Annotated in this window: 19 protein-coding genes; 13 read left to right on the forward strand and 6 right to left on the reverse strand. The window is 69.0% G+C overall.

Going from position 1 to position 21,683, the window contains the following annotated elements; genetic code table 11:
- Positions 1-334: 334 nt before the first annotated feature.
- Positions 335-1,405: a hypothetical protein gene (locus AERO9AM_RS08810; RefSeq protein ID WP_159575800.1), complete on the reverse strand. Its 1,071-nt coding sequence runs from the start codon at positions 1,403-1,405 to the stop codon at positions 335-337.
- A 371-nt stretch (positions 1,406-1,776) separates the two neighbouring features.
- Positions 1,777-3,063, reverse strand: a complete 1,287-nt coding sequence (locus AERO9AM_RS08815; protein ID WP_159575801.1) for a serine/threonine-protein kinase — start codon at positions 3,061-3,063, stop codon at positions 1,777-1,779.
- Between the two features lie 277 nt (positions 3,064-3,340).
- Between AERO9AM_RS08815 and AERO9AM_RS08820 the strand changes: the two genes are divergently transcribed.
- The 3 genes from AERO9AM_RS08820 to AERO9AM_RS08830 all read left to right on the forward strand — a co-directional run bounded on the left by AERO9AM_RS08820 (position 3,341) and on the right by AERO9AM_RS08830 (position 7,329).
- Positions 3,341-4,600: a low temperature requirement protein A gene (locus AERO9AM_RS08820; protein WP_159575802.1), complete on the forward strand. Its 1,260-nt coding sequence runs from the start codon at positions 3,341-3,343 to the stop codon at positions 4,598-4,600.
- Between the two features lie 246 nt (positions 4,601-4,846).
- Positions 4,847-6,775, forward strand: a complete 1,929-nt coding sequence (gene thrS / locus AERO9AM_RS08825; protein WP_236602696.1) for a threonine--tRNA ligase — start codon at positions 4,847-4,849, stop codon at positions 6,773-6,775.
- Positions 6,772-7,329 carry an HIT family protein gene (locus tag AERO9AM_RS08830; RefSeq protein WP_159575803.1) on the forward strand — a complete coding sequence of 186 codons (558 nt, stop codon included), beginning with the start codon at positions 6,772-6,774 and terminating at the stop codon, positions 7,327-7,329. Before thrS ends, AERO9AM_RS08830 begins: the two co-directional genes overlap by 4 nt.
- Before the next feature lie 47 nt (positions 7,330-7,376).
- Here the strand turns inward: AERO9AM_RS08830 and pdxY are convergent, their stop codons facing one another.
- Positions 7,377-8,231, reverse strand: coding sequence for a pyridoxal kinase PdxY (pdxY, locus tag AERO9AM_RS08835; protein ID WP_159575804.1), 855 nt, complete (start codon positions 8,229-8,231; stop codon positions 7,377-7,379).
- An 87-nt stretch (positions 8,232-8,318) separates the two neighbouring features.
- On the opposite strand from pdxY, the gene pdxS reads away from it, so the two are divergent.
- The 3 genes from pdxS to AERO9AM_RS08845 all read left to right on the forward strand — a co-directional run bounded on the left by pdxS (position 8,319) and on the right by AERO9AM_RS08845 (position 10,817).
- Positions 8,319-9,221 (forward strand): pyridoxal 5'-phosphate synthase lyase subunit PdxS, encoded by a 903-nt coding sequence (pdxS, locus tag AERO9AM_RS17485; protein WP_236602548.1) that lies wholly within the window; start codon positions 8,319-8,321, stop codon positions 9,219-9,221.
- Positions 9,215-9,826 carry a pyridoxal 5'-phosphate synthase glutaminase subunit PdxT gene (gene pdxT / locus AERO9AM_RS17490; protein WP_236602697.1) on the forward strand — a complete coding sequence of 204 codons (612 nt, stop codon included), beginning with the start codon at positions 9,215-9,217 and terminating at the stop codon, positions 9,824-9,826. Before pdxS ends, pdxT begins: the two co-directional genes overlap by 7 nt.
- A gap of 232 nt (positions 9,827-10,058) precedes the next feature.
- On the forward strand, positions 10,059-10,817 hold the full coding sequence (locus AERO9AM_RS08845; protein ID WP_159575805.1) for a YebC/PmpR family DNA-binding transcriptional regulator: 759 nt from the start codon (positions 10,059-10,061) through the stop codon (positions 10,815-10,817).
- 165 nt (positions 10,818-10,982) lie between these two features.
- Here AERO9AM_RS08845 and AERO9AM_RS08850 read toward each other — a convergent pair whose 3' ends face one another.
- Positions 10,983-11,351 (reverse strand): GIY-YIG nuclease family protein, encoded by a 369-nt coding sequence (locus tag AERO9AM_RS08850; RefSeq protein ID WP_159575806.1) that lies wholly within the window; start codon positions 11,349-11,351, stop codon positions 10,983-10,985.
- Between the two features lie 201 nt (positions 11,352-11,552).
- Between AERO9AM_RS08850 and ruvC the strand changes: the two genes are divergently transcribed.
- The 7 genes from ruvC to AERO9AM_RS08885 all read left to right on the forward strand — a co-directional run bounded on the left by ruvC (position 11,553) and on the right by AERO9AM_RS08885 (position 19,425).
- Complete coding sequence (gene ruvC / locus AERO9AM_RS08855; protein WP_159575807.1) at positions 11,553-12,140, forward strand: crossover junction endodeoxyribonuclease RuvC; 588 nt, start codon at positions 11,553-11,555, stop codon at positions 12,138-12,140.
- A 9-nt stretch (positions 12,141-12,149) separates the two neighbouring features.
- The gene (gene ruvA, locus AERO9AM_RS08860) at positions 12,150-12,767 is read left to right on the forward strand and encodes a Holliday junction branch migration protein RuvA (protein WP_159575808.1); all 618 of its coding nucleotides are present in this window, start codon (positions 12,150-12,152) and stop codon (positions 12,765-12,767) included.
- The gene (ruvB, locus tag AERO9AM_RS08865; RefSeq protein WP_236602549.1) at positions 12,760-13,788 is read left to right on the forward strand and encodes a Holliday junction branch migration DNA helicase RuvB; all 1,029 of its coding nucleotides are present in this window, start codon (positions 12,760-12,762) and stop codon (positions 13,786-13,788) included. Before ruvA ends, ruvB begins: the two co-directional genes overlap by 8 nt.
- Positions 13,789-13,862: 74 nt before the next feature.
- On the forward strand, positions 13,863-14,294 hold the full coding sequence (locus AERO9AM_RS08870; protein WP_159575810.1) for a preprotein translocase subunit YajC: 432 nt from the start codon (positions 13,863-13,865) through the stop codon (positions 14,292-14,294).
- 51 nt (positions 14,295-14,345) lie between these two features.
- Complete coding sequence (gene secD / locus AERO9AM_RS08875; protein WP_159575811.1) at positions 14,346-16,073, forward strand: protein translocase subunit SecD; 1,728 nt, start codon at positions 14,346-14,348, stop codon at positions 16,071-16,073.
- On the forward strand, positions 16,073-17,074 hold the full coding sequence (gene secF / locus AERO9AM_RS08880) for a protein translocase subunit SecF (protein WP_159575812.1): 1,002 nt from the start codon (positions 16,073-16,075) through the stop codon (positions 17,072-17,074). The genes secD and secF overlap by 1 nt, the downstream gene beginning before the upstream one ends.
- 89 nt (positions 17,075-17,163) lie before the next feature.
- Positions 17,164-19,425 carry a RelA/SpoT family protein gene (locus tag AERO9AM_RS08885; protein WP_159575813.1) on the forward strand — a complete coding sequence of 754 codons (2,262 nt, stop codon included), beginning with the start codon at positions 17,164-17,166 and terminating at the stop codon, positions 19,423-19,425.
- A 39-nt stretch (positions 19,426-19,464) separates the two neighbouring features.
- On the opposite strand, the gene AERO9AM_RS08890 is transcribed toward AERO9AM_RS08885, so the two are convergent.
- Complete coding sequence (locus tag AERO9AM_RS08890; protein WP_159575814.1) at positions 19,465-20,022, reverse strand: type IV toxin-antitoxin system AbiEi family antitoxin; 558 nt, start codon at positions 20,020-20,022, stop codon at positions 19,465-19,467.
- Between the two features lie 90 nt (positions 20,023-20,112).
- On the reverse strand, positions 20,113-21,669 hold the full coding sequence (locus AERO9AM_RS08895; RefSeq protein WP_328821156.1) for a DUF349 domain-containing protein: 1,557 nt from the start codon (positions 21,667-21,669) through the stop codon (positions 20,113-20,115).
- Positions 21,670-21,683 lie beyond the last annotated feature (14 nt).

Here is a 21,683-nt window from a genome sequence, read left to right on the forward strand (position 1 = left end):
ATCACAGCCATGGCACTTCAGGGGCTAACGGTTGGTCACTGGGTCGAGCTATCGCCGCAACATGCCGACACGGCATCACCGATGCGGTCCCGAACGATCAGCGCAGCCCCGTCGAATGGATCAACTATGCTCCGGAAGCCGTGCTTCTGACACACGGCCGCGATACGCGCCTCGCGCCGTCCTCACTCAGCTACGGATCCGGCTCGCAGTCGCCACCGCACGCGGAGCACGTGCGGCACCCATCGCTCGTGGTACGCGGGTGGAGAGACTGCCCGGACTTTTTATGTGCTCGTACTCCGCGTGGTCGATGCTTGCCCCGATGTCCTCCGAGCATCTAGGACTCGTCCGACGACTCAACCTTGGGCCTGCTCTTGTCGTCACCATCAGTTGCGTTCCCCTGCACAGATGTCTTCTTCGAGTGCGCCGCCGTGAACAGCCCGTCGGTCCACGGTGTCAAGTGCCCCTCCATGCGGTCGAGCGCCGCGTATCCCTCCCAGAGATGCAGGCCAAAGTGCGGGAACTTGTCGCCGTCGGCCTTCGCGAGCTCGTGGAGCACCTCAGTCAGCTCCTCGCGCTCAGGGCGTTCCTCGAATCTCGACATCGCGCGGTCGAGCAGGAAGCCCGCAGCGTACCGACGAGTCGGGAGGCTTTCGTGCGACGGATGAACATCCAGTTCGTCGTCGTGCTTCGGGAGGCGGATGTACATCTCCCGCCACAGCACCGCGAGAGGAGTGAAGTCCGGAGATCCCTCGATCGCGGTGTACATGCCGCGGCGGATGCGCCACCGCTTCCGATAGCTCGACCTCTGCGGCCTGTTGGTGCGGCCAGCGACACTCACGCGTCCTCGGATATCCACGTAGCCTTTCGGGGCCTTCTTCATGAGGCCCGGCACCGAGCTCCAGTAGTCGAGCAGAAAGGTGACGCGTGCATAGGGCTCGAGCCTTACGACTGTGTCGGTGATGGCCTCGTCCGGGCCGAACGTCCCGTCGGTCTCGAACATGCGCGGCACTACCGTGTGGTTCTTCTTGCCGTGTCCGCTGAACTGGAGTCCCGGTGAGTAGATCGTGACGGCCGTGCGTCCAGGGTTCTCGACGACGAGCTGGGCAAGCTCCAACGCCTTCCCTCGACGAGTCACCTCTTCTGCCGGATGCTCGTTCTTCAACGCGTGCTTGCCGGATCGATTCGTTGCGATCATGTACTCCGGGTACAGAATCGCGGTGTTGAGGTACACCTTCACGCGGCCACCGTCGAGGAAGTGTTTCGTCACCTGCCAGCACAGAGCGCTCAGAGCAATCAGGAAGCTCAGCAGCGAGACTCCAAACGCCCAAACAGCCAACGGGACGCCGAGGAACTCGGGGCCCGATGCCGTCGCAACCGGCAGGGGAGTGGGTGTCGCCGTGAGCATCACGGGAGTACGCCCGCATCCGAGATCACGCCAGGGACATCGAAGCACTCATGGTCCATGCTCACGACCCTAGCGACTATGTCCGACGTCATTCCCGACGCTGTTCAAACGTGTTGAATCCATACCTACGGATTGATCCACGGCGTATCCGTGAATACCTGAGGATACGAATTTCCGTGGGCCCTGCGTGGGACTGTGATCGGGAGTTCATTCCACTTCTTGACGATTCTTGCGCCGCTCGAAAATCGTATGATGCTTAGAAGACACTGGCGTCGCCGTATTCACGCCTATCCCGAATAGGCAAAGTTCATGGTTCGATCCCAGTATCGCGCACAAGAGAAACCCCCGGTCACCCCGGGGGTTTTGTGGTTTCACCCGTTCGAGTCGGCTTGATCGTGCGGGTTTCCCTTCTCGCTGTCGTCGTGGGGATTGCCGCCCCTTCCCGCATCGCCGTTTCGCTCGGCATTCTCCTCGTGCTTCGCGTGCGCGGCAGCGCTCTTGCCCGGATCCTCGCGCGTCGTGATGTCGCCGGCCGGCACGACCGACCCGGCCGGTACCACAGCGGGCTGGACCGCCTCCGACGGGATCTGCGGTGCGGGCGTCGGCGTAGAGGCGCGCGGGGCGTTCGAAGGTTCCGCCTGAGGAGCATCGGGATGCGCGAGCCCGCCGATCCCCGCCACGGCGAGCCCGACCGCGATGAGCGCCCCCACGCACGCCGCGACGACCAGATGGACGCGCCCTGGTGGCGAACCGCGTGATGCGCGGTGCTGCGCCGGGACGGAGCTGCGCGCCCTCGGCGACGTGGAGATGCGCGCCGTGGGGACCGGCTCGTGTGCCTCCACGGCAGCCAGATCCGCGGCGGCCGCCGACACCTGCGCAGCGGACGGCCGCTCCTCCGGGTCCGCGGAGGTCATGCGCTGCAACAGCAGCACCCATCCGGATCCCAGCGCCTCAGGGATCGCGATCGGCGCCCTTCGTTCCGCCGAAGCGGCATAAGCCTCCGCAGGCGCCGCTGGAACACCGGTGAGCGCCTCGAGCAGCAGCACGCCCAATGCGTACACATCCGAAGCCGGGGTGGCACGGTTGCCCCGAAAGAGCTCGGTCGCCATGTAGGCCGCGGTGCCGACCGTGATTCCTGGCGCGGTCACGGACATGTCTTTCGTGCCCCGCGCGATCCCGAAGTCGGCGAGGACGGCCCGCCACGGCCACCCCGGACCGGCCGACGGGCGCATCAGAACGTTGGACGGCTTCACATCCCGATGCACCGCCCCGGAGGCGTGCACGAGGGCCAGCGCATCGGCGAGGTCCCTGCCCACAACGGCGGCGTGGGCGCGGTCGAGGGCGCCGCGGGCGATCACGGCGGAGAGGGGCGGACCGTCGATGTACTCCATCACCAGGTAGCGCTGTCGGCCGGGGGAGAGCTGGGCATCGAGAAGCGTCACGAGGGAGGGATGGTCGAGAGACGCCAGCAGCGCCGTCTCGCGGTGCGGTCGCTCACCGGGCGTGGTCTCGCGCAGGAGCTTCACGGCGACGATGCGATCCAGATGCAGATCCTCCGCCCGGTACACGTCGGCGCTGGCGCCGCTGCCGAGGTGCTCGCACAGCCGGTATCGCCCGTCGAGGAGGAGATCGGTCGGGGTGAGGGTCGAGGTGTGCATGGGCCTCCCATCAGGGTGCTTCCCGCGGAGCAGGGTCGAAGCTAGCCCGTGTGGGGACCCTGCGCACGTGGCTTGACGCGGGGCGAAGCGCCTGCAAGGCGGGCTCCGCGGTGCTCTCGCCGCCGGCGTGCAATGCATGCCTCCGCTCGGGTTCCGGGGCTTGCACTCCTCGGACGTCGCCGACGTCGGCGGATCCCCGCTCGCGCTAGGTTGGACGCTGCAGGATTCGAGGCGACTCCCCGAGATCAGGCGGGATCCGGGGACAAGGGGGAGCAGCATGACGAACGCGGTGGAACGGTACCGGCACGGTCTGCGGCCGATGCGCGGGCGCGCCCGGCACGAGCCGCACCGGGCGGCGACACCGCTCGAGGCGCTTTACGACCTCGTCTTCGCCGCGGCGTTCGGTGTGGCGGGGACCCAGCTGGCGGCGGGCATCGCCGCCGGGCACGGGGGAGCAGCCGTGGGTGCGTTCGCCTTCGCGATCGCCGCCGTCATCTGGGCATGGATCAACTTCTCCTGGTTCGCATCCGCGTTCGACACGGACGACTGGCTGTTCCGTCTGTTCACGATGGTGCAGATGGCCGGCGTGATCGTGCTCGCGATCGGGCTGCCGACGATGTTCGAGTCTGTCGAGGCCCACGGCGTCTTCGACAACCGCATCATGGTCTCCGGCTACATCGTCATGCGGGTCGGGCTGCTCGCACAGTGGCTTCGGGCAGCCCGGGATCCCGCGTACCGCACCCACGCGCTCACCTACGTGGTGTTCGTCGCCGTCGCGCAGCTCGGCTGGATCATCGTCGCCTGGGCGCCGCTGCCGTTCGGCACCGCGATGATCGGCGCCGCGCTGTGCTGGCTTGTCGAGCTCGGCGGCCCGGTCGTCGCGGAGCGCAAGGGCGAGGGCGAACGCCGCGGTACGCCCTGGCACGCGCATCACATCGCGGAGCGGTACTCGCTCCTGACGATCATCGCCCTCGGCGAGACCGTCATCGGCACGCTCGCCGCCGCCCAGGAGGTCTCGCACGAGAAGGGCTGGTCGGCAGACGCGATCGTCGTGATCGCAGCGGGTGTCGCGATGACCTTCGGGCTGTGGTGGTCGTACACGATCATGCCGTCCGGTCCGATCCTCGCCGTGCACCGCAAGCGATCGTTCGTGTGGGGCTACGGGCATGCGTTCATCTTCGCGAGCGTCGCTGCCGTCGGCGCGGGCCTGCACGCCATCGGCTACGCGTATCGACACGAGGACCCTGTCGCGACGCCCGTCGTGATCCTCATGATCGCGGTCCCGGTGATCGTCTTCATGGCCTCGACGTCGCTGCTGCATGCGTATCTCGTGCACTCGCCCAAGGGGCTGCCGCTGCACGCACTCGCGATGGTGCTGCCAGTGCTCGGCATCGTGGTGGCGTTCGCCGGCATGCCGCTCGGAGTATGCCTGCTCGTGGTGCTGGCCGGGCCGGTCCTGGTCGTGGTCGCCTATGAGGCAGGGGCCTGGCGGCTCGCACAGCGGCACCTGGACCAGGCTCTGGCCGCCGCGGCGTAGGATTCTCCTATGGACTTCGCCCGGCAGACGCACGCGACCGTCGTCGCGGTCACCGGCACGCGAACTCTCAGGGCCTGAGCGGGCAGGGCGCCGACGCGCCCGAAGCTGAGCCGAGACCGTCGCCAAACTGGAGAACTTCCTTTGTCTGAGAACCCCGTGTCCGCCCCTGAACTGCCGTCCTACCCCTGCGACGGCTTCGCGCTCTACGGCGCGAACGGACCGTACAGCGACCGCTCCGTCGTCGCCATGCTCGTCAACGGGCAGCAGAAGGACCTCGCCGCCGTCGTCAACGAGGGCGACGACGTGCAGCCGATCACGATCGACAGCCCCGAGGGCCTCGCGATCCTGCGCCACTCGACGGCGCACGTGCTCGCCCAGGCCGTGCAGCGCATCAAGCCGCAGGCGAACCTCGGCATCGGGCCGCCCATCACCGACGGCTTCTACTACGACTTCGGCGTGGACACCCCGTTCACTCCCGAGGACGTCAAGGCCATCTCCAAGGAGATGCAGCGGATCCAGCGCGAGGGCCAGCGCTTCGTCCGCCGTGTCGTCACGGACGAGGAGGCGCGGGCGGAGCTCGCGGACGAGCCGTTCAAGCTCGAACTCATCGGGCTCAAGGGTGGTGGCGCCGACAAGACCGAGGGCGCCTCGGTCGAGGTCGGCGAGGGCGAGCTGACCATCTACGACAACGTCTCCAAGGACGGCGAGGTGGTCTGGAAGGACCTCTGCCGCGGCCCGCACCTGCCGAACACCCGCATGATCGGCAACGGCTGGGACCTCACCCGCATCGCCGCGGCCTACTGGCGCGGATCTGAGAAGAACCCGCAGCTGCAGCGCATCTACGGCACGGCGTGGCCGACCAAGGACGAACTGCGCGCCTACCAGCAGCGTCTGGAGGAGGCTGCCAAGCGCGACCACCGTCGCCTGGGCAAGGAGCTCGATCTCTTCTCCTTCCCCGACGAGATCGGATCCGGTCTCTCGGTCTGGCACCCGCGAGGCGGCATCATCCGCGGCGAGATGGAGCAGCACGCCCGCCGCCGGCACATCGCCGCCGGCTACAACTACGTGTACACGCCGCACATCTCCAAGGAGGACCTGTTCCTCACGTCCAACCACCTCGTCACCTACCGCGACGGCATGTTCCCGCCGATCCGGATGGACGAGGAGCGCGACGAGGAGGGGCACATCACCAAGCAGGGCCAGGACTACTACCTGAAGCCGATGAACTGCCCGATGCACATCCTCATCTACCGGGAGCGTGCACGCAGCTACCGGGACCTGCCGCTGCGGCTCGCAGAGAACGGCACCGTCTACCGCAACGAGCTCTCCGGCGCCCTGCACGGCCTCACGCGCGTGCGCGGCTTCACCCAGGACGATTCGCATCTCTTCGTCACGCCGGACCAGCTCGAGTCCGAGGTCACGAAGGTCCTCGAGTTCATCCTCTCGATGCTGCGCGACTTCGGGCTCAGCGACTTCGAGCTCGAGCTGTCGATGCGCGACGACGAAAAGGACAAGTGGATCGGATCCGACGAGTTCTGGGAGTACTCGACGAACGCGCTGCGCAACGTGGCCCTGGCATCCGGCCTCAAACTGACCGAGGTGCCCGGTGAGGCGGCCTTCTACGGTCCGAAGATCGACCTGAAGACCACCGACGCGATCGGGCGGGTGTGGCAGCTGTCGACCGTGCAGGTCGACCCCAACCTCCCGGAGCGCTTCGATCTGGAGTTCACGGACCGGGACGGGCAGAAGAAGCGCCCGATCATGATCCACCGCGCCCTGTTCGGATCGATCGAGCGGTTCTTCGCGATCCTGCTCGAGCACTACGCCGGCGATTTCCCGCTCTGGCTCTCCCCGGTCCAGATCATGGGGATCCCCGTGGCCGAGGAGTTCGCGGACTACCTGGACGACGCCGTCGCCGCGTTCCGCGAGGCCGGTGTGCGCGCCGAGGTCGACCACTCCGACGAGCGCATGCAGAAGAAGATCCGCAACCACACCACCGGCAAGGTGCCGCTGATCCTGATCGCGGGGGAGCAGGACCGTGCCGCGGGAACGGTCTCGTTCCGGTTCCGCGATGGAACCCAGGAGAACGGCGTCCCTCTCGCCGATGCCGTGGAGCGTGTGCGCCGCGCGGTCGAGAGCCACGCGCTGATCCAGACGGCGGGCGACCTGGCATGACCGTCGACGGGGGCGCCGCCGACGCGCGGCTCGAAGACGCCGCACATCTGGCCGGCGTCCCCGACGAGTTCCAGCGCCTGTGGGTGCCGCACCGGATGACCTACATCCAGGCGGGCCCCGAGCCGCTGCGCGAGGAGTGCCCGTTCTGCGAGGCGCCGAAGCACCCGGACGAGGAGCGGTTGATCGTCGCTCGCGGACGGACGGCGTACGTGCTGCTGAACCTGTTCCCATACAACTCCGGGCACCTCCTGGTCTGCCCGTACCGCCACATCGCGACCTATGACGAGGCGACCACCGAGGAGGTCGCCGAGATCGGATCGCTCACCCAGACCGCCATGCGGGTGCTCAAGGCCACCTCGCGATGCGACGGCTTCAACATCGGCATGAACCAGGGCGCCGTCGCCGGCGCCGGCGTGGATGCGCACCTGCACCAGCATGTCGTCCCGCGCTGGAACAGCGACGCGAACTTCTTCCCGATCATCGCCAAGACCAAGGCGCTGCCCCAGCTGCTGGGCGACGTGCGCAACACGGTCGCGGCGGCCTGGCCCGCCTGAGTCCCGGGCGCCGATCACGGCGCAGCCGGTGACTCAGCCAGCGGTCCTCAGCGCACCTGACGTGCGGTGAACTGCAGAGGCGGGTTCGCGTAGAACTCCTGAGCCGGGATGAGCTGCAGTTCGCGCGCGCCCGACTCGAGGGTGAGTCGCAGCAGCTCGTACACGCTCGACACCGTGCGCTCGAGGGCGACCTTCGCGTCGCCCGTCTCGACGTAGTGCGCCGTGAACAGGGCCGCGGTTACGTCGCCGGATCCGTTCGCCTTCATCGGCAGATGCGGGGTCGCGACGAGCCAGGCGCCCTTGTCGTCGACGGCGAGCATCTCGATCGTGCCCTCCTCGCGATCGGGGCGCTCCACGCTCGTCACGAGCACGGTGTTCGGGCCCATCGCGCGGGCGGCGTCGACGGAGGCGAGCGTCGATTCGAGCGTGTCGGGCTCGGTGCCGGTGAGGAAGCCGAGCTCGAACTGGTTCGGGGTGATGATGTCGGCGACCGGCACGACGCGGTCGCGCAGCAGGACGGGGATCGCCGGCGCGACGAAGCAGCCGGACTTCGCGTTGCCCATCACCGGGTCGCAGGCGTACACGGCGTTCGGGTTGGCGGCCTTGACGCGCGCGACGGCGTCGATGATGACGTCGCCGATGCCCTCGCCGCCCTGGTAGCCGCTGAGCACGGCGTCGATCTCGCCGAGAACGCCGCGCTCCTCGATGCCGGTGATGACCTCGCGGACGTCCTCCGGGGCGATCAGCGGACCGCGCCATGCGCCGTATCCGGTGTGGTTGGAGAAGTTCACGGTGTAGACGGGCAGCACCTCGACGCCGATGCGTTGGAGCGGGAAGACCGCCGCGGAGTTGCCGACGTGGCCGTACGCGACGGCCGACTGGATCGAGAGCACGGTGAGCATTCCTCGATCCTCTCACCTGCTCCGGCGGATCCGATCACCGGCGGGATGGTGTCGGGGTACCGTCGCAGACAGCGTAAGATATGTCCTATGACAGAACTGGCACCCGAATCCACCACCGGCACCGCCCGCGTCAAGCGCGGCCTCGCGGAGATGCTCAAGGGCGGCGTCATCATGGACGTCGTCACGCCCGAGCAGGCGAAGATCGCCGAGGACGCCGGCGCCGTCGCCGTGATGGCTCTCGAGCGGGTGCCCGCGGACATCCGCGCCCAGGGCGGCGTCTCGCGCATGAGCGACCCGGACATGATCGACGGCATCATCTCGGCCGTCTCGATCCCGGTGATGGCGAAGGCGCGCATCGGCCACTTCGTGGAGGCGCAGGTGCTGCAGGAGCTCGGGGTCGACTACATCGACGAGTCCGAGGTGCTCTCGCCCGCCGACTACGTGAACCACATCGACAAGTGGGGCTTCACGGTGCCCTTCGTCTGCGGTGCCACCAACCTCGGCGAGGCGCTGCGCCGTATCACCGAGGGCGCGGCGATGATCCGCTCCAAGGGCGAGGCGGGCACCGGCGACGTCTCCGAGGCGATGAAGCACATCCGAACGATCCGCGGCGAGATCGCCCGGCTGACCTCGCTCAGCAAGGACGAGCTGTACGTCGCCGCGAAGGAGCTGCAGGCGCCGTACGAGCTCGTCGCCGAGGTGGCGGAGAAGGGCGCGCTCCCGGTCGTCATGTTCGTCGCCGGCGGAGTCGCGACCCCGGCCGACGCCGCCATGATGATGCAGCTCGGCGCCGACGGCGTCTTCGTCGGATCCGGCATCTTCAAGTCGGGCGACCCGGCGGCGCGTGCCGCCGCGATCGTGAAGGCGACGGCCGCCTACGACGATCCCGCGGTGATCGCGCAGGTCTCGCGCGGCCTCGGCGAGGCCATGGTCGGCATCAACGTGTCGGACCTGCCCGCGCCGCACCGTCTCGCGGAGCGCGGCTGGTGACATCCGCCCTCCGGATCGGCGTGCTCGCCCTGCAGGGCGATGTCCGCGAGCACGCTGCGATCCTCACCTCGCTCGGGGCGGAGGCGGTCGCCGTCCGCCGCCCCGAGCAGCTGGCGGAGCTCGATGGACTCGTGATCCCGGGCGGCGAGTCGAGTGTGATCGACAAGCTGTCCAGGATCTTCGGGCTGCGGGATCCGCTGCGCGCGCTCATCGCAGAGGGTCTGCCCGTCTACGGCACCTGCGCCGGTCTGATCCTGCTCGCCGACGAGATCGAGGGCGCGATCGATGGGCAGCTCACTTTCGGCGGCTTGGACGTGACCGTCGCGCGCAACGCGTTCGGAGGACAGGTCGAGTCGTTCGAGACGGAGCTCCAGGTGGAGGGCATCGAGGATCCGGTCGCGGCGACCTTCATCCGTGCCCCGCTCATCACGCGCGTTGGGCCCAAAGCCAGAGCGATCGCCGCGCTTGCGGATGGCGGCGTGGTGGCGGTGGAGCAGGGCAACCTGCTCGGCACCAGCTTCCACCCGGAGATGAACGGCGAGACCCGCCTGCACGCCCGCCTGCTCGAAGTGGCAGAGGCTCGGCGCGCGGCTCTCGCAGCCTGACGGATCCGGATCCGCCGAGCCCCTGAGTTCGGGCGCGGTACCGCGAGACTGCAATTGCGCGACGAGACTGCCGCACAGAGTTGCGGTGTCGTCGCGCAGTTGCAGTCTCATGGATTGAGGTGGCGGCACAGGAGCGCGGGCGAATCGGATCGCAGAGCCGCGCATCCCGGTTCGTTAGAATGGACGATGCCCTGGCGGGAGCGACCCCGGGGCGGATACGAGCAGGAGACATATGTCCGGGCATTCCAAGTGGGCCACGACCAAGCACAAGAAGGCGGTCATCGACGCACGCCGTGCCAAGTCGTGGGCCAAGCTCATCAAGAACATCGAGGTCGCCGCGAAGCTCGGCGGACCCGACCAGGCGGGCAACCCGACGCTGTTCGACGCGGTGCTGAAGGCGAAGAAGACCTCGGTCCCCAAGGACAACATCGACCGCGCGATCAAGCGCGGCGCAGGTATCGGCGGCGAATCCGTCGAGTACAGCTCCATCATGTACGAGGGCTACGGCCCGAGCGGCGTCGCCCTCATGATCGAGTGTCTGACCGACAACAAGAACCGCGCCGCCGCCGAGGTGCGCACGGCGCTCAGCCGCAACAACGGCACTCTGGCCGACCCGGGCAGCGTCGCGTACAACTTCACCCGCAAGGGCGTCATCGTCGTCTCCTCCGAGGGCACGACCGAGGACGACGTCATGATGGCGGCACTCGAGGCGGGGGCCGAGGAGATCGAGCCGCACGCCCAGGGCTTCGAGGTCATCACCGACGCCTCCGACCTGGTCGCGGTGCGCACCGCCCTGCAGGAGGCGGGGATCGAGTACGAGTCGGCCGACGTCGAGTTCGTTCCGAACCTCAAGGTCGAGATCGACGCGGAGGCCGCCCGCAAGGTGTTCCGCCTCATCGACGCGCTCGAGGACAGCGACGACGTGCAGAACGTGTACGCGAACTTCGACTTGACCCCCGACGTGCAGGCCGAGCTCGAGAACGACGAATAAGCCTCCGAGCCTCCGAAGGGGTCGATGTGCGCTGCGGCGCCGTCGGCCCCTTCGTCGTTCTTGCCCGGCGTCGCCACCGCCGGCCGCTGAGCCTGTCGAAGCGACCTCGCGTCGCCACAGTCGGTCACTGAGCCTGTCGAAGCGACCTCGCCTCGCCACAGTCGGTCACTGAGCCTGTCGAAGTGACCTCGCCTCGCCACAGTCGGGTGCAGAGCCAGTCGCAGAGCTTGTCGAAGCGACGTCGCGTCGATGTGGACGCGAGAGATCAGGCAGATCCGCCCCGCGGAGCTCGATGAGTGCGAGCTTCTTCGCTCGGGACCATCCTTGGATCTGCTTCTCCCGGGCGAACGCATCCTCGACGCGGTCGAACGCCTCGGCATAGACCAAGCGCACCGGGCGACGTCTGCGGGTGAATTTCGCACTCATATCTCGGTCGTTGTTGTGCTGCCAGATCCGCGCCTCGACGTCGATGAGGTCCGTGCTGCCGGTGTAGAACGAGCCGTCCGCGCATTCGACGATGTATGTCCATGCCATTCGTCGATCCTTCCCTCCTCGCGAGGGCCGGAACCGGGCTGTGGAGAACTCGTGTCCCTTCGACGGGCTCAGGGACCGGGTGGGGCGTGTCCCTTCGACGGGCTCAGGGACCGGGTGGGGTGTGTCCCTTCGACGGGCTCAGGGACCGGGTACGCGGAGCGCCTCGGCCGTGGCAAGGCGGCCAGCGCCTAGCCTGGGGGGATGACCGGAACCCGTCGCGTGCTGGGCATCGACCCGGGGCTCACGCGCTGCGGCGTCGGCGTCGTCGACGTCGACCCGATGCGCCGCGGCACCCTCGTGCACGTGGGAGTCATCCGCACGCCCGTGGACGCGCCGATCGGCGAGCGGCTCGCCGCGGTGGCTGCGGGGATCCGCGCGGTCATCGCCGAGCACACGCCGCAGGCGGTCGCCGTGGAGCGCGTCTTCGCACAGCAGAACAGCCACACCGTGATGGGCACGGCGCAGGCGAGCGGGGTGGCGCTGCTCATCGCGGCCGAGCACGGGCTGCCCGCGGCCACGCACACGCCGAGCGAGGTCAAGGCGGCGGTCACCGGATACGGTTCCGCGGACAAGAAGCAGGTGCAGGCGATGATCGCCCGGATCCTGCGGTTGGATGCTCCGCCGCAGCCTGCGGACGCCGCTGATGCGCTGGCCATCGCGCTCTGCCACGCGTGGCGCGGCCCGGGGCTCGTGACTACGGCAGCAGATGCCGGAGGGCAGACGCCGGCCCAGAAGGCGTGGGCCGACGCGGAGCGTGTCGCTCGAACATACCTACGAGCACGTGCGTAGACTGCTGACATGATCTCCTCGTTGCGCGGCACCGTGCTGTCCACCACCACGGATTCCGTCGTGATCGAGGTCGGGGGAGTCGGCTTCTCGGTCGCGGTCCCCGGCGATGTGGCGCACACGGCGCGCGTCGGACAGGAGCTGCGCCTGCACACCGCGCTGATCGTGCGCGAGGACGCCCTGTCGCTCTACGGATTCGCGGATCCCGCCGAACTGGAGGTGTTCGGTCATCTCCTGTCCGTGACGGGGGTGGGGCCGAAGTCGGCGCTCGGCGTGCTCTCGCACCTGTCCGTCGATCAGATCGCCTCGGCGGTGGCGGCGGACGACGACGCGCCGTTCCGACGGGTCTCGGGTATCGGGCCGAAGACCGCGAAACTCATCGTCGTGCAGCTCACCGGCAAGCTGCAGCCTCCCGCGGCCGCTCCGGTGGCGGCATCGATTCCCGACGAGATCAGCACGCAGCTGATCGCCGCGCTCATCGGGCTGGGCTGGTCCGAGCGAGTCGCCGCCGACGCCGCCGAGCGCAGCACGGCAGATGCCAGCGAGACCGAGCGCGGGTCCGTCGCCCTGCTGCTGCGACGCACGCTCGCGACGCTCGGACCTGCACAGGGCGGCGGCGCCCGTGGCTGAGTTCCGCGACTCGAGCGAAGCGGTCGACGAGGCGGAGCTCGCGATCGAGGGCGCGCTGCGCCCGTCGAGCCTGGACGAGTTCGTCGGCCAGCACAAGGTGCGCGGGCAGATGAAGCTGCTCCTGGAGGCGGCCCGGATCCAGGACCGGCCGGCCGATCACATCCTTCTCTCCGGCCCGCCGGGACTCGGCAAGACCACGCTCGCGATGATCGTCGCGCACGAGAGCGGGCGCCCGCTGCGCATGTCCAGCGGCCCCGCGATCCAGCACGCGGGCGATCTCGCGGCGCTACTGAGCAGCCTGACTCCCGGCGAGGTGCTGTTCATCGACGAGATCCATCGCATGGCGCGCTCCGCCGAGGAGATGCTGTACCTCGCGATGGAGGACTTCCGCATCGACATCATGGTCGGCAAGGGCGCGGGCGCCACCAGCATCCCGCTCGAGCTCGCGCCGTTCACCCTCGTCGGCGCCACGACGCGCTCCGGACTGCTGCCGAACCCCCTGCGCGACCGATTCGGGTTCACCGCGCACCTCGAGTACTACGATCCGGCCGAGCTGGAGCGCGTCGTCGGACGCTCCGCGATCGTCCTGGGCGTCGACGTGCCCGCGATCGCGCGCGAGGAGATCGCCCGCCGATCCCGCGGGACCCCGCGCATCGCCAACCGGCTCCTGCGCCGCGTGCGGGACTACGCGCTCGTGCACGGCGGCGGGTCCTCCGCGGCCGTCGAGGACGTCCGTGCCGCGCTGGAGCTGTACGACGTCGACCGGATCGGGCTGGACCGCCTGGACCGGGCGGTGCTGGACGCGATCGTGCGCCGTTTCCGCGGGGGACCGGTGGGCCTCAGCACCCTGGCGGTGTCGGTCGGCGAGGAGGCGGACACCATCGAGAGCGTCGTGGAGCCGTACCTCGTGCGGATCGGCTTCCTCGGCCGCACTCCGCGCGGGCGCATCGCCATGCCGGAGGCCTACGCGCACCTCGGGGTCGCGCACCCCGAGGGGGCCGCGTTGTTCGATGACCTATAATCGCTGAAGACTTCCACCGTCTCCACCCTTCTGCGCCCCACCGCCGGCGCGCGCCCGAAAGGCTCTCTCTCCGCATGAACTTCGCGACCTTCTTCTCGCAGTACGGCCTGTTCTTCGTCCTGGCCATCCTGCTCGTCTTCATGGTGCTCTCGACCCGTCGCCGCAACAAGCGGATGAAGGAGGAGCAGGAGAAGAAGGCGCAGGAGACGGTCCCCGGCGCCAAGGTGCTGCTCCAGGGCGGCATCTACGGCACGATCGTCGAGTTCGATCCGGAGAACCTGGACCGCCCCGCGAAGGTGGAGGTCGCCCCGGGCGTCGTCATCGAGGTGCACTCGCAGGCGATCCTGCGCATCGTGGACGAGGAGCAGGCGGCGCCGGCCGACGAGGCCGCGCAGACGCCGCTGGACGAGCACACGCCGCTCGACGAGCGTCCTGAGGACATCCGCATCGAGTCTGCCGAGGAGACGCGCGCGCGTCTGCAGCGCGAGGCCGACGACAAGAACTGACGCGCGCCCCGCGCCGTCGCACTCCCACCCCTCAGAAAGCGAAGAACCTTCGTGGCATCGTCTTCTCCGGTCAAGCACGCCTGGCGGGTCCTGCTCGGCCTGCTCATCGCCATCGGCGTGCTCTTCGGCCTGAATGCGCTCGGCGTGTACGGCTTCGGCAAGAGCTCCTGGACACCGCAGCTCGCCCTCGATCTGCAGGGCGGCACGCAGATCATCCTCAGCGCGCAGACCGCGGACGGCAAGGATCCGAACGCCGAACAGCTCACCCAGGCGGCGCAGATCATCCGTCAGCGCGTCGACGCCTCGGGCGTCGGCGAGTCCGACATCACGACCGAGGGCGGCCGCAACATCGTCGTGCAGATCGCCGGCAAGGCGGACGAGGCGACGCGCAACCGCATCCAGGCGAGCGCGAAGATGGAGCTGCGCGCGGTGCTCGCGGCGACGAGCCCGGCGACCTCGTTCGTGGGGGATGACGGCAAGTCCACGCCGTACCCCACGCCGGCGCCGGACCTCGCCTCCACGCCCTCGCCGAAGCCGACCGACGGCAGCGACATGTCGTGGGTGACGCCGAAGCTGCAGGCCGAGTTCCTCGCCTATGACTGCAAGACCAAGCGCGAGGCGGCGAAGCAGCCCGCCGATCAGCCTCTCATCGCCTGCGACAGCAGCGGCCAGGCCAAGTACCTGCTCGGCCCGGTCGAGCTGGACGGCACATCGATCAAGGACGCCACCGCGGGTCTCAACCAGCAGAACGGCCAGTGGGAGGTCAACCTGACCTTCGACGGCAAGGGCACCGACGCCTTCGGCAAGGTCAGCCAGCGCCTGTACGCGTTCACCCAGCAGAACCAGACGCCGCGCAACCAGTTCGCGTTCGTGCTCGACGGATCCGTCATCTCTGCGCCCTCCATGAACGGCGTCATCCTGGACGGTCGCCCGTCCATCAGCGGCTCGTTCACGCAGGAGACCGCGAAGAGCCTCGCCGACCAGCTCAAGTTCGGTGCACTCCCGCTGAGCTTCACGGTGCAGAGCTCCGACACGATCTCGGCCACGCTCGGATCCCAGCAGCTGCAGATCGGCCTGCTCGCCGGCCTGATCGGACTCGGTCTCGTCGCGATCTACTCGCTGCTCAGCTACCGCGCGCTCGGGTTCGTGATCATCGCGTCCATCGCGGTGATGGCGGTCATCACGTACGTGCTGATCTGCATCCTGGGGTGGCGCATGGGCTTCCGCCTGTCGCTCGCCGGTGTGGCCGGCCTGATCGTCTCGATCGGGTTCACGGCGGACTCGTTCATCGTGTACTTCGAACGCATCCGAGACGAGCTGCGCGACGGCAAGTCGATCACCGGTGCGGTCGAGGACGGCTGGAGCCGCGCCAAGCGCACGATCTACATCTCCAAGTCGATCAACATCCTGGCCGCGGTCGTGCTGTACATCCTGGCCGACGCCACGGTGAAGGGCTTCGCCTTCACGCTGGGCCTCACGACGCTCATCGACGTGCTGATCTTCGTGGTCTTCACGCACCCGGTCATGCAGCTCCTCGCGCGCACCCGGTTCTTCGGAAACGGTCACCCGCTGTCCGGCATGGATCCGGAGGCGCTCGGCGCGGTCTACCGCGGTCGCAGCGAGTACCGCGAGGTGGTCACCGGGTCGCAGGGACGGGCCGCCCGCGTCAGCCGCTCGCGCGGTGAGGCGGAGCGCCGGCAGACCATCGCCGAACGAAAGCGCGCGGAGGCACTGGCCGACGCGTCCCAGGGCGCGAGCCGGAACGGGGAGAACGACTGATGCGCTCCATGAACGAGCTCGGTAACGACCTCTACTCCGGCAAGACCTCCTTCCCGTTCGTCGGGAAGCGGCGGATCTGGTTCATCGTCGCGATCCTGCTCGTGGTGGGCTCGGCGCTCGTGCCGCTGTTCCGCCCCGTGCAGTTCTCCATCGAGTTCACCGGCGGCTCGCAGTTCACCGTCGAAGCGCCGTCGAACCGCGATCAGGGAATCGCGACGACCGCTGTGCGATCGGTGCTGCCGAACGTCACGACGAAGGTGACCACGGTCAACAACCGCGACATCCGAGTGCAGACGGCGCAGCTCAAGAGCGAGCAGCAGTCGCACGACGTCGCCGCCGCCCTCGCGAAGGCGTACGACGTCTCCGAGGACAAGGTGAACACGTCGTTCATCGGCCCGAGCTGGGGCGAGGGTGTGACCCGGCAGTCGCTCTGGGGCCTGGCGATCTTCCTCGCGCTGACCTTCCTTATCCTGGCGATCTACTTCCGCACGTGGAAGATGTCGGCGGCGTCCATCCTGGGCCTGCTCGACGTGCTGATCATCACGATCGGGGTCTACGCGCTGGCGGGCTTCGAGATCTCTCCGGCGGCCGTGATCGGCTTCCTAACGATCCTCGCGTACTCGCTGTACGACACCACGGTCGTGTTCGACAAGATCCGCGAGAACACCACGGAGGAGGGGGCGAAGTCGTCCCGCACCTTCGGGGAGTCGGTGAACCTGGCGGTGAACCAGACGCTGGTCCGCTCGATCAACACCGCGGTCATCGCGGCCCTCCCGGTCGGCGCGATCCTGTTCATCGGAGCGTTCTGGCTCGGCGCGCAGACGCTGACGGACATCTCGCTGTCGATCTTCGTCGGCATCATCGTCGCCGCGTACTCGACGCTGTTCGTCGCGGCGCCGCTGTACTCGCTGTTCCGTGAGAACGAGCCGGCGATCCGCGAGCACGACAAGCGGGTCCTGGCGGCGCGCCAGCGCGCGACCGTCAGCGCGGTCGAGGTCTGATGCCCTGTCAGGCCGGCGGCCCGGCGCCCTCGGCCGTGGATGGATCCCGCCCTTCCGGGCGCTTGTAGGATGATCTGCCTGGAGGTCGGATGAGCGAGGTCGGCACGACGCCTGGGGCGCCGGCACAGGGCTCGAGCCTGCGCAGGCTCGTGCCCCGGATCTTCTCGCGCGCGCCGCGGATCAACGACCTCGACAACCTCATCCGCACCGTGCGGCAGAACCACCCGCGCGGCGACCTCGCGATCATCGAGCGCGCCTATGCCGTCGCGGCCGAGAAGCACCGGGGACAGAAGCGCCAGAGCGGCGAGCCCTACATCACGCATCCGCTCGCTGTGGCGCAGATCCTCGCCGACCTCGGACTGGGCCCGCGCGCCATCGCCGCGGCGCTCCTGCACGACACGGTCGAGGACACCGGCTACGCGCTCACCGACCTGACGGCCACGTTCGGCGACGAGGTCGCGATGCTCGTGGACGGCGTGACCAAGCTCGACAAGGTCAAGTATGGCGACAGCGCGCAGGCCGAGACCGTCCGCAAGATGATCGTCGCGATGTCGAAGGACATCCGCGTCCTGATCATCAAGCTCGCCGACCGTCTGCACAACGCGCGCACCTGGGGCTTCGTGCCCCCGGAGAAGGCGGCGAAGAAGGCCACGGAGACTCTCGAGATCTACGCGCCGCTGGCGCACCGGCTCGGCATCCAGGCGATCAAGTCGGAGCTCGAGGATCTCTCCTTCGCGGTGCTGCACCCGAAGATCTACGCCGAGATCGACAGCCTCATCAAGCAGCGCACCCCGCAGCGCGAGAAGTACATCCGCGAGGTCGTCGACGCGGTCGAGAGCGACCTGCGTGACCTGCGCGTGCGCGGCAAGGTCGCAGGCCGCCCCAAGCAGCTCTACTCCGTGTACCAGAAGATGGTGGTGCGCGGCCGGGAGTTCGACGACATCTACGACCTCATCGGCATCCGCGTGCTGGTCAGCACGGTGCGCGACTGCTATGCCGTCCTCGGCGCGATCCACGCCCGCTGGACGCCGCTGCCCGGCCGGTTCAAGGACTACATCGCCACTCCGAAGTTCAACCTCTACCAGTCGCTGCACACCACCGTGATCGGCCCCGGCGGCCGCACCGTGGAGATCCAGATCCGCACGCACGAGATGCACCAGCAGGCCGAGTTCGGCGTCGCGGCGCACTGGATGTACAAGGAGCGGATGAACGGCGGCGGCAAGGCGTCCACCGCCGACGCCGACATGACCTGGCTCGCGCACATCTCGGACTGGCAGGCGGAGACCGCCGACCCCAGCGAGTTCCTCGACTCGCTGCGCTTCGAGATCGGCGCGAAGGAGGTCTACGTCTTCACACCGAAGGGACGGGTCATCGGCCTGCCGTCCGGTGCGACCCCGGTCGACTTCGCGTACGCGGTGCACACCGAGATCGGGCACCGCACGATGGGTGCCAAGGTCAACGGGCGCCTGGTCCCCCTGGAGACCGCGCTCAACAGCGGCGACGTCGTGGAGGTCTTCACCTCGAAGAACCCCGACGCCGGCCCCAGCCAGGACTGGCTGACGTTCGTGAAGAGCACCCGGGCGCGGAACAAGATCCGCGGCTGGTTCACGAAGGAACGTCGCGAGGAGGCGATCGAGCAGGGCAAGGAGGCCATCGCCCGCGCGATGCGCCGCCAGAACCTCCCGCTGCAGCGCCTGATGAGCCAGGAGTCGTTCACCGAGGTCGCGCACCAGCTGCGCTACGAGGACGTCTCCGCCCTGTACGCCGCGGTCGGCGAGGGACACGTCTCCACCCAGTCGGTGCTGGAGAAGGTCACCGCGCTCATCTCGACGGGCGACGACACGACGACCGGTGCGATCGACATCCCTTCGCACGGGCGCAGCCGGATCCCGCGCGAGGGCGACTCGGGCGTGCTCGTCCGCGGCGCCGCCGACATCCTCGTCAAGCTCGCGAAGTGCTGCACGCCCGTTCCCGGTGACGACATCGTGGGCTTCGTGACCCGGGGCAGCGGCGTGTCCGTGCACCGCTCGGACTGCGTGAACGTGAAGGCGCTGTCGGTCGAGAAGGACCGGATGGTCGACGTGGAGTGGGCGCCGACCACGCGCAGCGTCTTCCTGGTGCAGATCCAGGTGGAGGCGCTGGACCGCTCCGGCCTGCTCTCCGACGTCACCCGCGTGCTCAGCGAGCACCACGTGAACATCCTGTCGGCCACCGTGCAGACCACGAACGACCGGCTGGCGCTCAGCCGCTTCGTGTTCGAGATGGGCGACACCGTGCACCTCGACCGGGTCCTGAACGCCGTGCGCCGCATCGACGCCGTCTACGACGTCTACCGCGTCACGTCGTCCTGATCCCGCACCGCGCGGATCGGATCGGATCCGTTCCCGCGGTCACGCCGCCTCCGCACCGTGTGCGGTGAGGAACTCCACGACGCGATGGCGGCCGGGGCCGTGGGGCAGACGCGACAGCCGCACCGCGGCACGTTCGGGCAGCGCAGGGTCGCTCTCGGCGAGAAGGCGCGCCCAGTCCTGACGCGCCGGGTGCGTCGGCGGCCAACGCAGCAGGTCGATGAGCGTGCGCTCCGCGGTCGTGACGGCGACGCCGCCGAGGTGCTGGACGTCTTCCGCGTCCGGCACCGGATCGTGCACGAGGAGGCGACGGCTCGGAGCGGCGCGCAAGCGGCGTCCGGTGGCGCTCTGCACCTCGTGCAGCTGCGGCGGCGCGTCGCCGGCGCCATGGATCCATGCCGCGCTCATCCCGGCGAAGGCGGCGCCGGGGATGCTCCCGATCAACGGCAGGAGCGACATCGCGCGCAGCACCGCGGTCTCCACGAGGTCGGCGGGTGTGTAGGCCTCGCCGAGCTCCACCACGTCTCCGTCGAGCCGTGCCGCGGAGAGCTCGGACAGCGAGAGCCGTTCGCCGGGGAGATGCAGGAAGACGCCGCGCATGCGTCCAGTGTGGGGCAGACGGCACAGGGCGGGGATCCGAGGATCCCCGCCCTGTGGACAACCTGCCGCGGACGCACCGCGGCGCCGTGATCAGCCGCCGAGCGCCTTGAGCCAGGCCCGGCGCGCCTCGAGCGCCTCGGTCGCCTCCTTCAGCGCCTTGGCGTTCCCGGACTTCTGCGCCGCATCGCGCTCGGCCTCCAGCTTGGCGATCGCCTGCTGGAGCTGCTCGCTCATCGCGCCGGCACGGGCCTTCGTCTCCGGGTTGTTGCGCTTCCAGTCGACGTCCTCGCGGGCCTTCAGCTCCTGTTCGATGACGCGCAGACGGTCATCGAGCGCACGCTCCTTCTCACGCGGGAAGATGCGTCCGACCTCGTCCCACTGACGCTGGATCCGGGTGAGCAGGGCACGGGCCTTGGCGAGGTCGGGCTCGTCCGCCACGGCCTTGGCCTCCTCCAGGAGCGCAGTACGGGCCTCGATGCGGGGCGCGGACTCCGCCTCGGTCGCCGCGGCCTGCTCCGCGCGTGCGGCGTACAGCGCATCGCCGGCGGCCTTGAAACGCGCCCACAGGGCGTCGTCTGCCTTGCGCCCGGCGCGGCCGGCGGCCTTCCACTCGTCGAGCAGGCCCCGGTAGGCGGGGATGCCGTCGACGCCCTTGGGGGCGAGGGCCTCAGCACGCTCGACCAGGCGCGTCTTGCGCTCGCGCGCCGCCTTGTGGGTCTCGTCGAGCTCGGCGTAGAACGCACGGCGCTGACGGTCGACCGTCGCGCGCGCGTCGCGGAAGCGCTTCCAGAGCTGGTTCGCCACGCCCTTGGGCAGACGGGGGCCGTTCTGCTGGTGGTTCTGCCAGGCGTCGAACAGGGCGCCCATCTCCTCGGTGACCTTCTTCCACTGCACGGAGGAGAGGTCCTGCGCGGCGATGGCCTCGGAGCGCTCGACGATGGCGGTGCGCTCCGCGATGGCGGCGTCGACGGCGGCCTTGGCCTCCTGCGCCTCTGCGGCGGACGCCTCTGCGAGGGAGCTGGTGAGCGCGTCGAGGCGGGCGCGGAGCCCCGCGAGGTCGCCGACGGCGGCCGCGTCGGTCACCTCGTCGACGAGGTGCTGCGCCTGCTTGGCGAGGTCGCCGGCGCCGGTGCCGCCGGCCTGCACACGCTGCTCGAGCGTGTTCACCTTGAAGGCGAGGTCCTCGAACTTGCGGACGAAGTAGGCGAGCGCCTCGGCCGGCGTGCCGTCGGGGTACTGCCCGACCTCGCGCCACGTGTCGGCCTCGCGCACGGAGACGGTGCCGTCCTCGGTCACCCGACCCCACTCGGCGGCGTCCGACGTGCTGACCGCCGCCGGTGCGGCGGGGGCTGCGGGCACGACGGGGCGGATCGCCGTGGCAGGCGGGCGCGGCATGGCCGGCGGGCGCGGTGTGGCCGGCGGACGCGGCGCAGGCACGGCGGGAGCCGCAGGCGTCACGGTCTCGGACTCGGATGCCTCGGGTGAGTCCGTCGCCTCAGCGGCGGATGCGGTCTCGGCCGGCGCGTCGCTGCTCGCGGCGGGCGCGTCGGCGGCCTGCTCGGCACCGGCTGCGGCGCTCTCGGCTGCGCCCGACGCGGCCTTCTCTGCGGCGGTGGGGTCTTCGGGGGTGTGCTCTTCGGTGGACACGGTGAACTCCTTGC

The sequence above is a fragment of the Microbacterium sp. 8M genome, from assembly GCF_902506375.1.
Taxonomy (GTDB): Bacteria; Actinomycetota; Actinomycetes; order Actinomycetales; family Microbacteriaceae; genus Microbacterium.

Coding starts and splice junctions, on each gene's coding strand:
- AERO9AM_RS08845 (WP_159575805.1), top strand. CDS start 10,059: ATGTCCGGGCATTCCAAGTGGGCCACGACCAAGCACAAGAAGGCGGTC.
- AERO9AM_RS08815 (WP_159575801.1), bottom strand. CDS start 3,063: ATGCACACCTCGACCCTCACCCCGACCGATCTCCTCCTCGACGGGCGA.
- ruvC (WP_159575807.1), top strand. CDS start 11,553: ATGACCGGAACCCGTCGCGTGCTGGGCATCGACCCGGGGCTCACGCGC.
- AERO9AM_RS08830 (WP_159575803.1), top strand. CDS start 6,772: ATGACCGTCGACGGGGGCGCCGCCGACGCGCGGCTCGAAGACGCCGCA.
- AERO9AM_RS08885 (WP_159575813.1), top strand. CDS start 17,164: ATGAGCGAGGTCGGCACGACGCCTGGGGCGCCGGCACAGGGCTCGAGC.
- AERO9AM_RS08870 (WP_159575810.1), top strand. CDS start 13,863: ATGAACTTCGCGACCTTCTTCTCGCAGTACGGCCTGTTCTTCGTCCTG.
- pdxS (WP_236602548.1), top strand. CDS start 8,319: ATGACAGAACTGGCACCCGAATCCACCACCGGCACCGCCCGCGTCAAG.
- AERO9AM_RS08820 (WP_159575802.1), top strand. CDS start 3,341: ATGACGAACGCGGTGGAACGGTACCGGCACGGTCTGCGGCCGATGCGC.
- ruvA (WP_159575808.1), top strand. CDS start 12,150: ATGATCTCCTCGTTGCGCGGCACCGTGCTGTCCACCACCACGGATTCC.
- AERO9AM_RS08850 (WP_159575806.1), bottom strand. CDS start 11,351: ATGGCATGGACATACATCGTCGAATGCGCGGACGGCTCGTTCTACACC.
- pdxY (WP_159575804.1), bottom strand. CDS start 8,231: ATGCTCACCGTGCTCTCGATCCAGTCGGCCGTCGCGTACGGCCACGTC.
- AERO9AM_RS08810 (WP_159575800.1), bottom strand. CDS start 1,405: ATGCTCACGGCGACACCCACTCCCCTGCCGGTTGCGACGGCATCGGGC.
- secF (WP_159575812.1), top strand. CDS start 16,073: ATGCGCTCCATGAACGAGCTCGGTAACGACCTCTACTCCGGCAAGACC.
- AERO9AM_RS08890 (WP_159575814.1), bottom strand. CDS start 20,022: ATGCGCGGCGTCTTCCTGCATCTCCCCGGCGAACGGCTCTCGCTGTCC.
- thrS (WP_236602696.1), top strand. CDS start 4,847: ATGCTCGTCAACGGGCAGCAGAAGGACCTCGCCGCCGTCGTCAACGAG.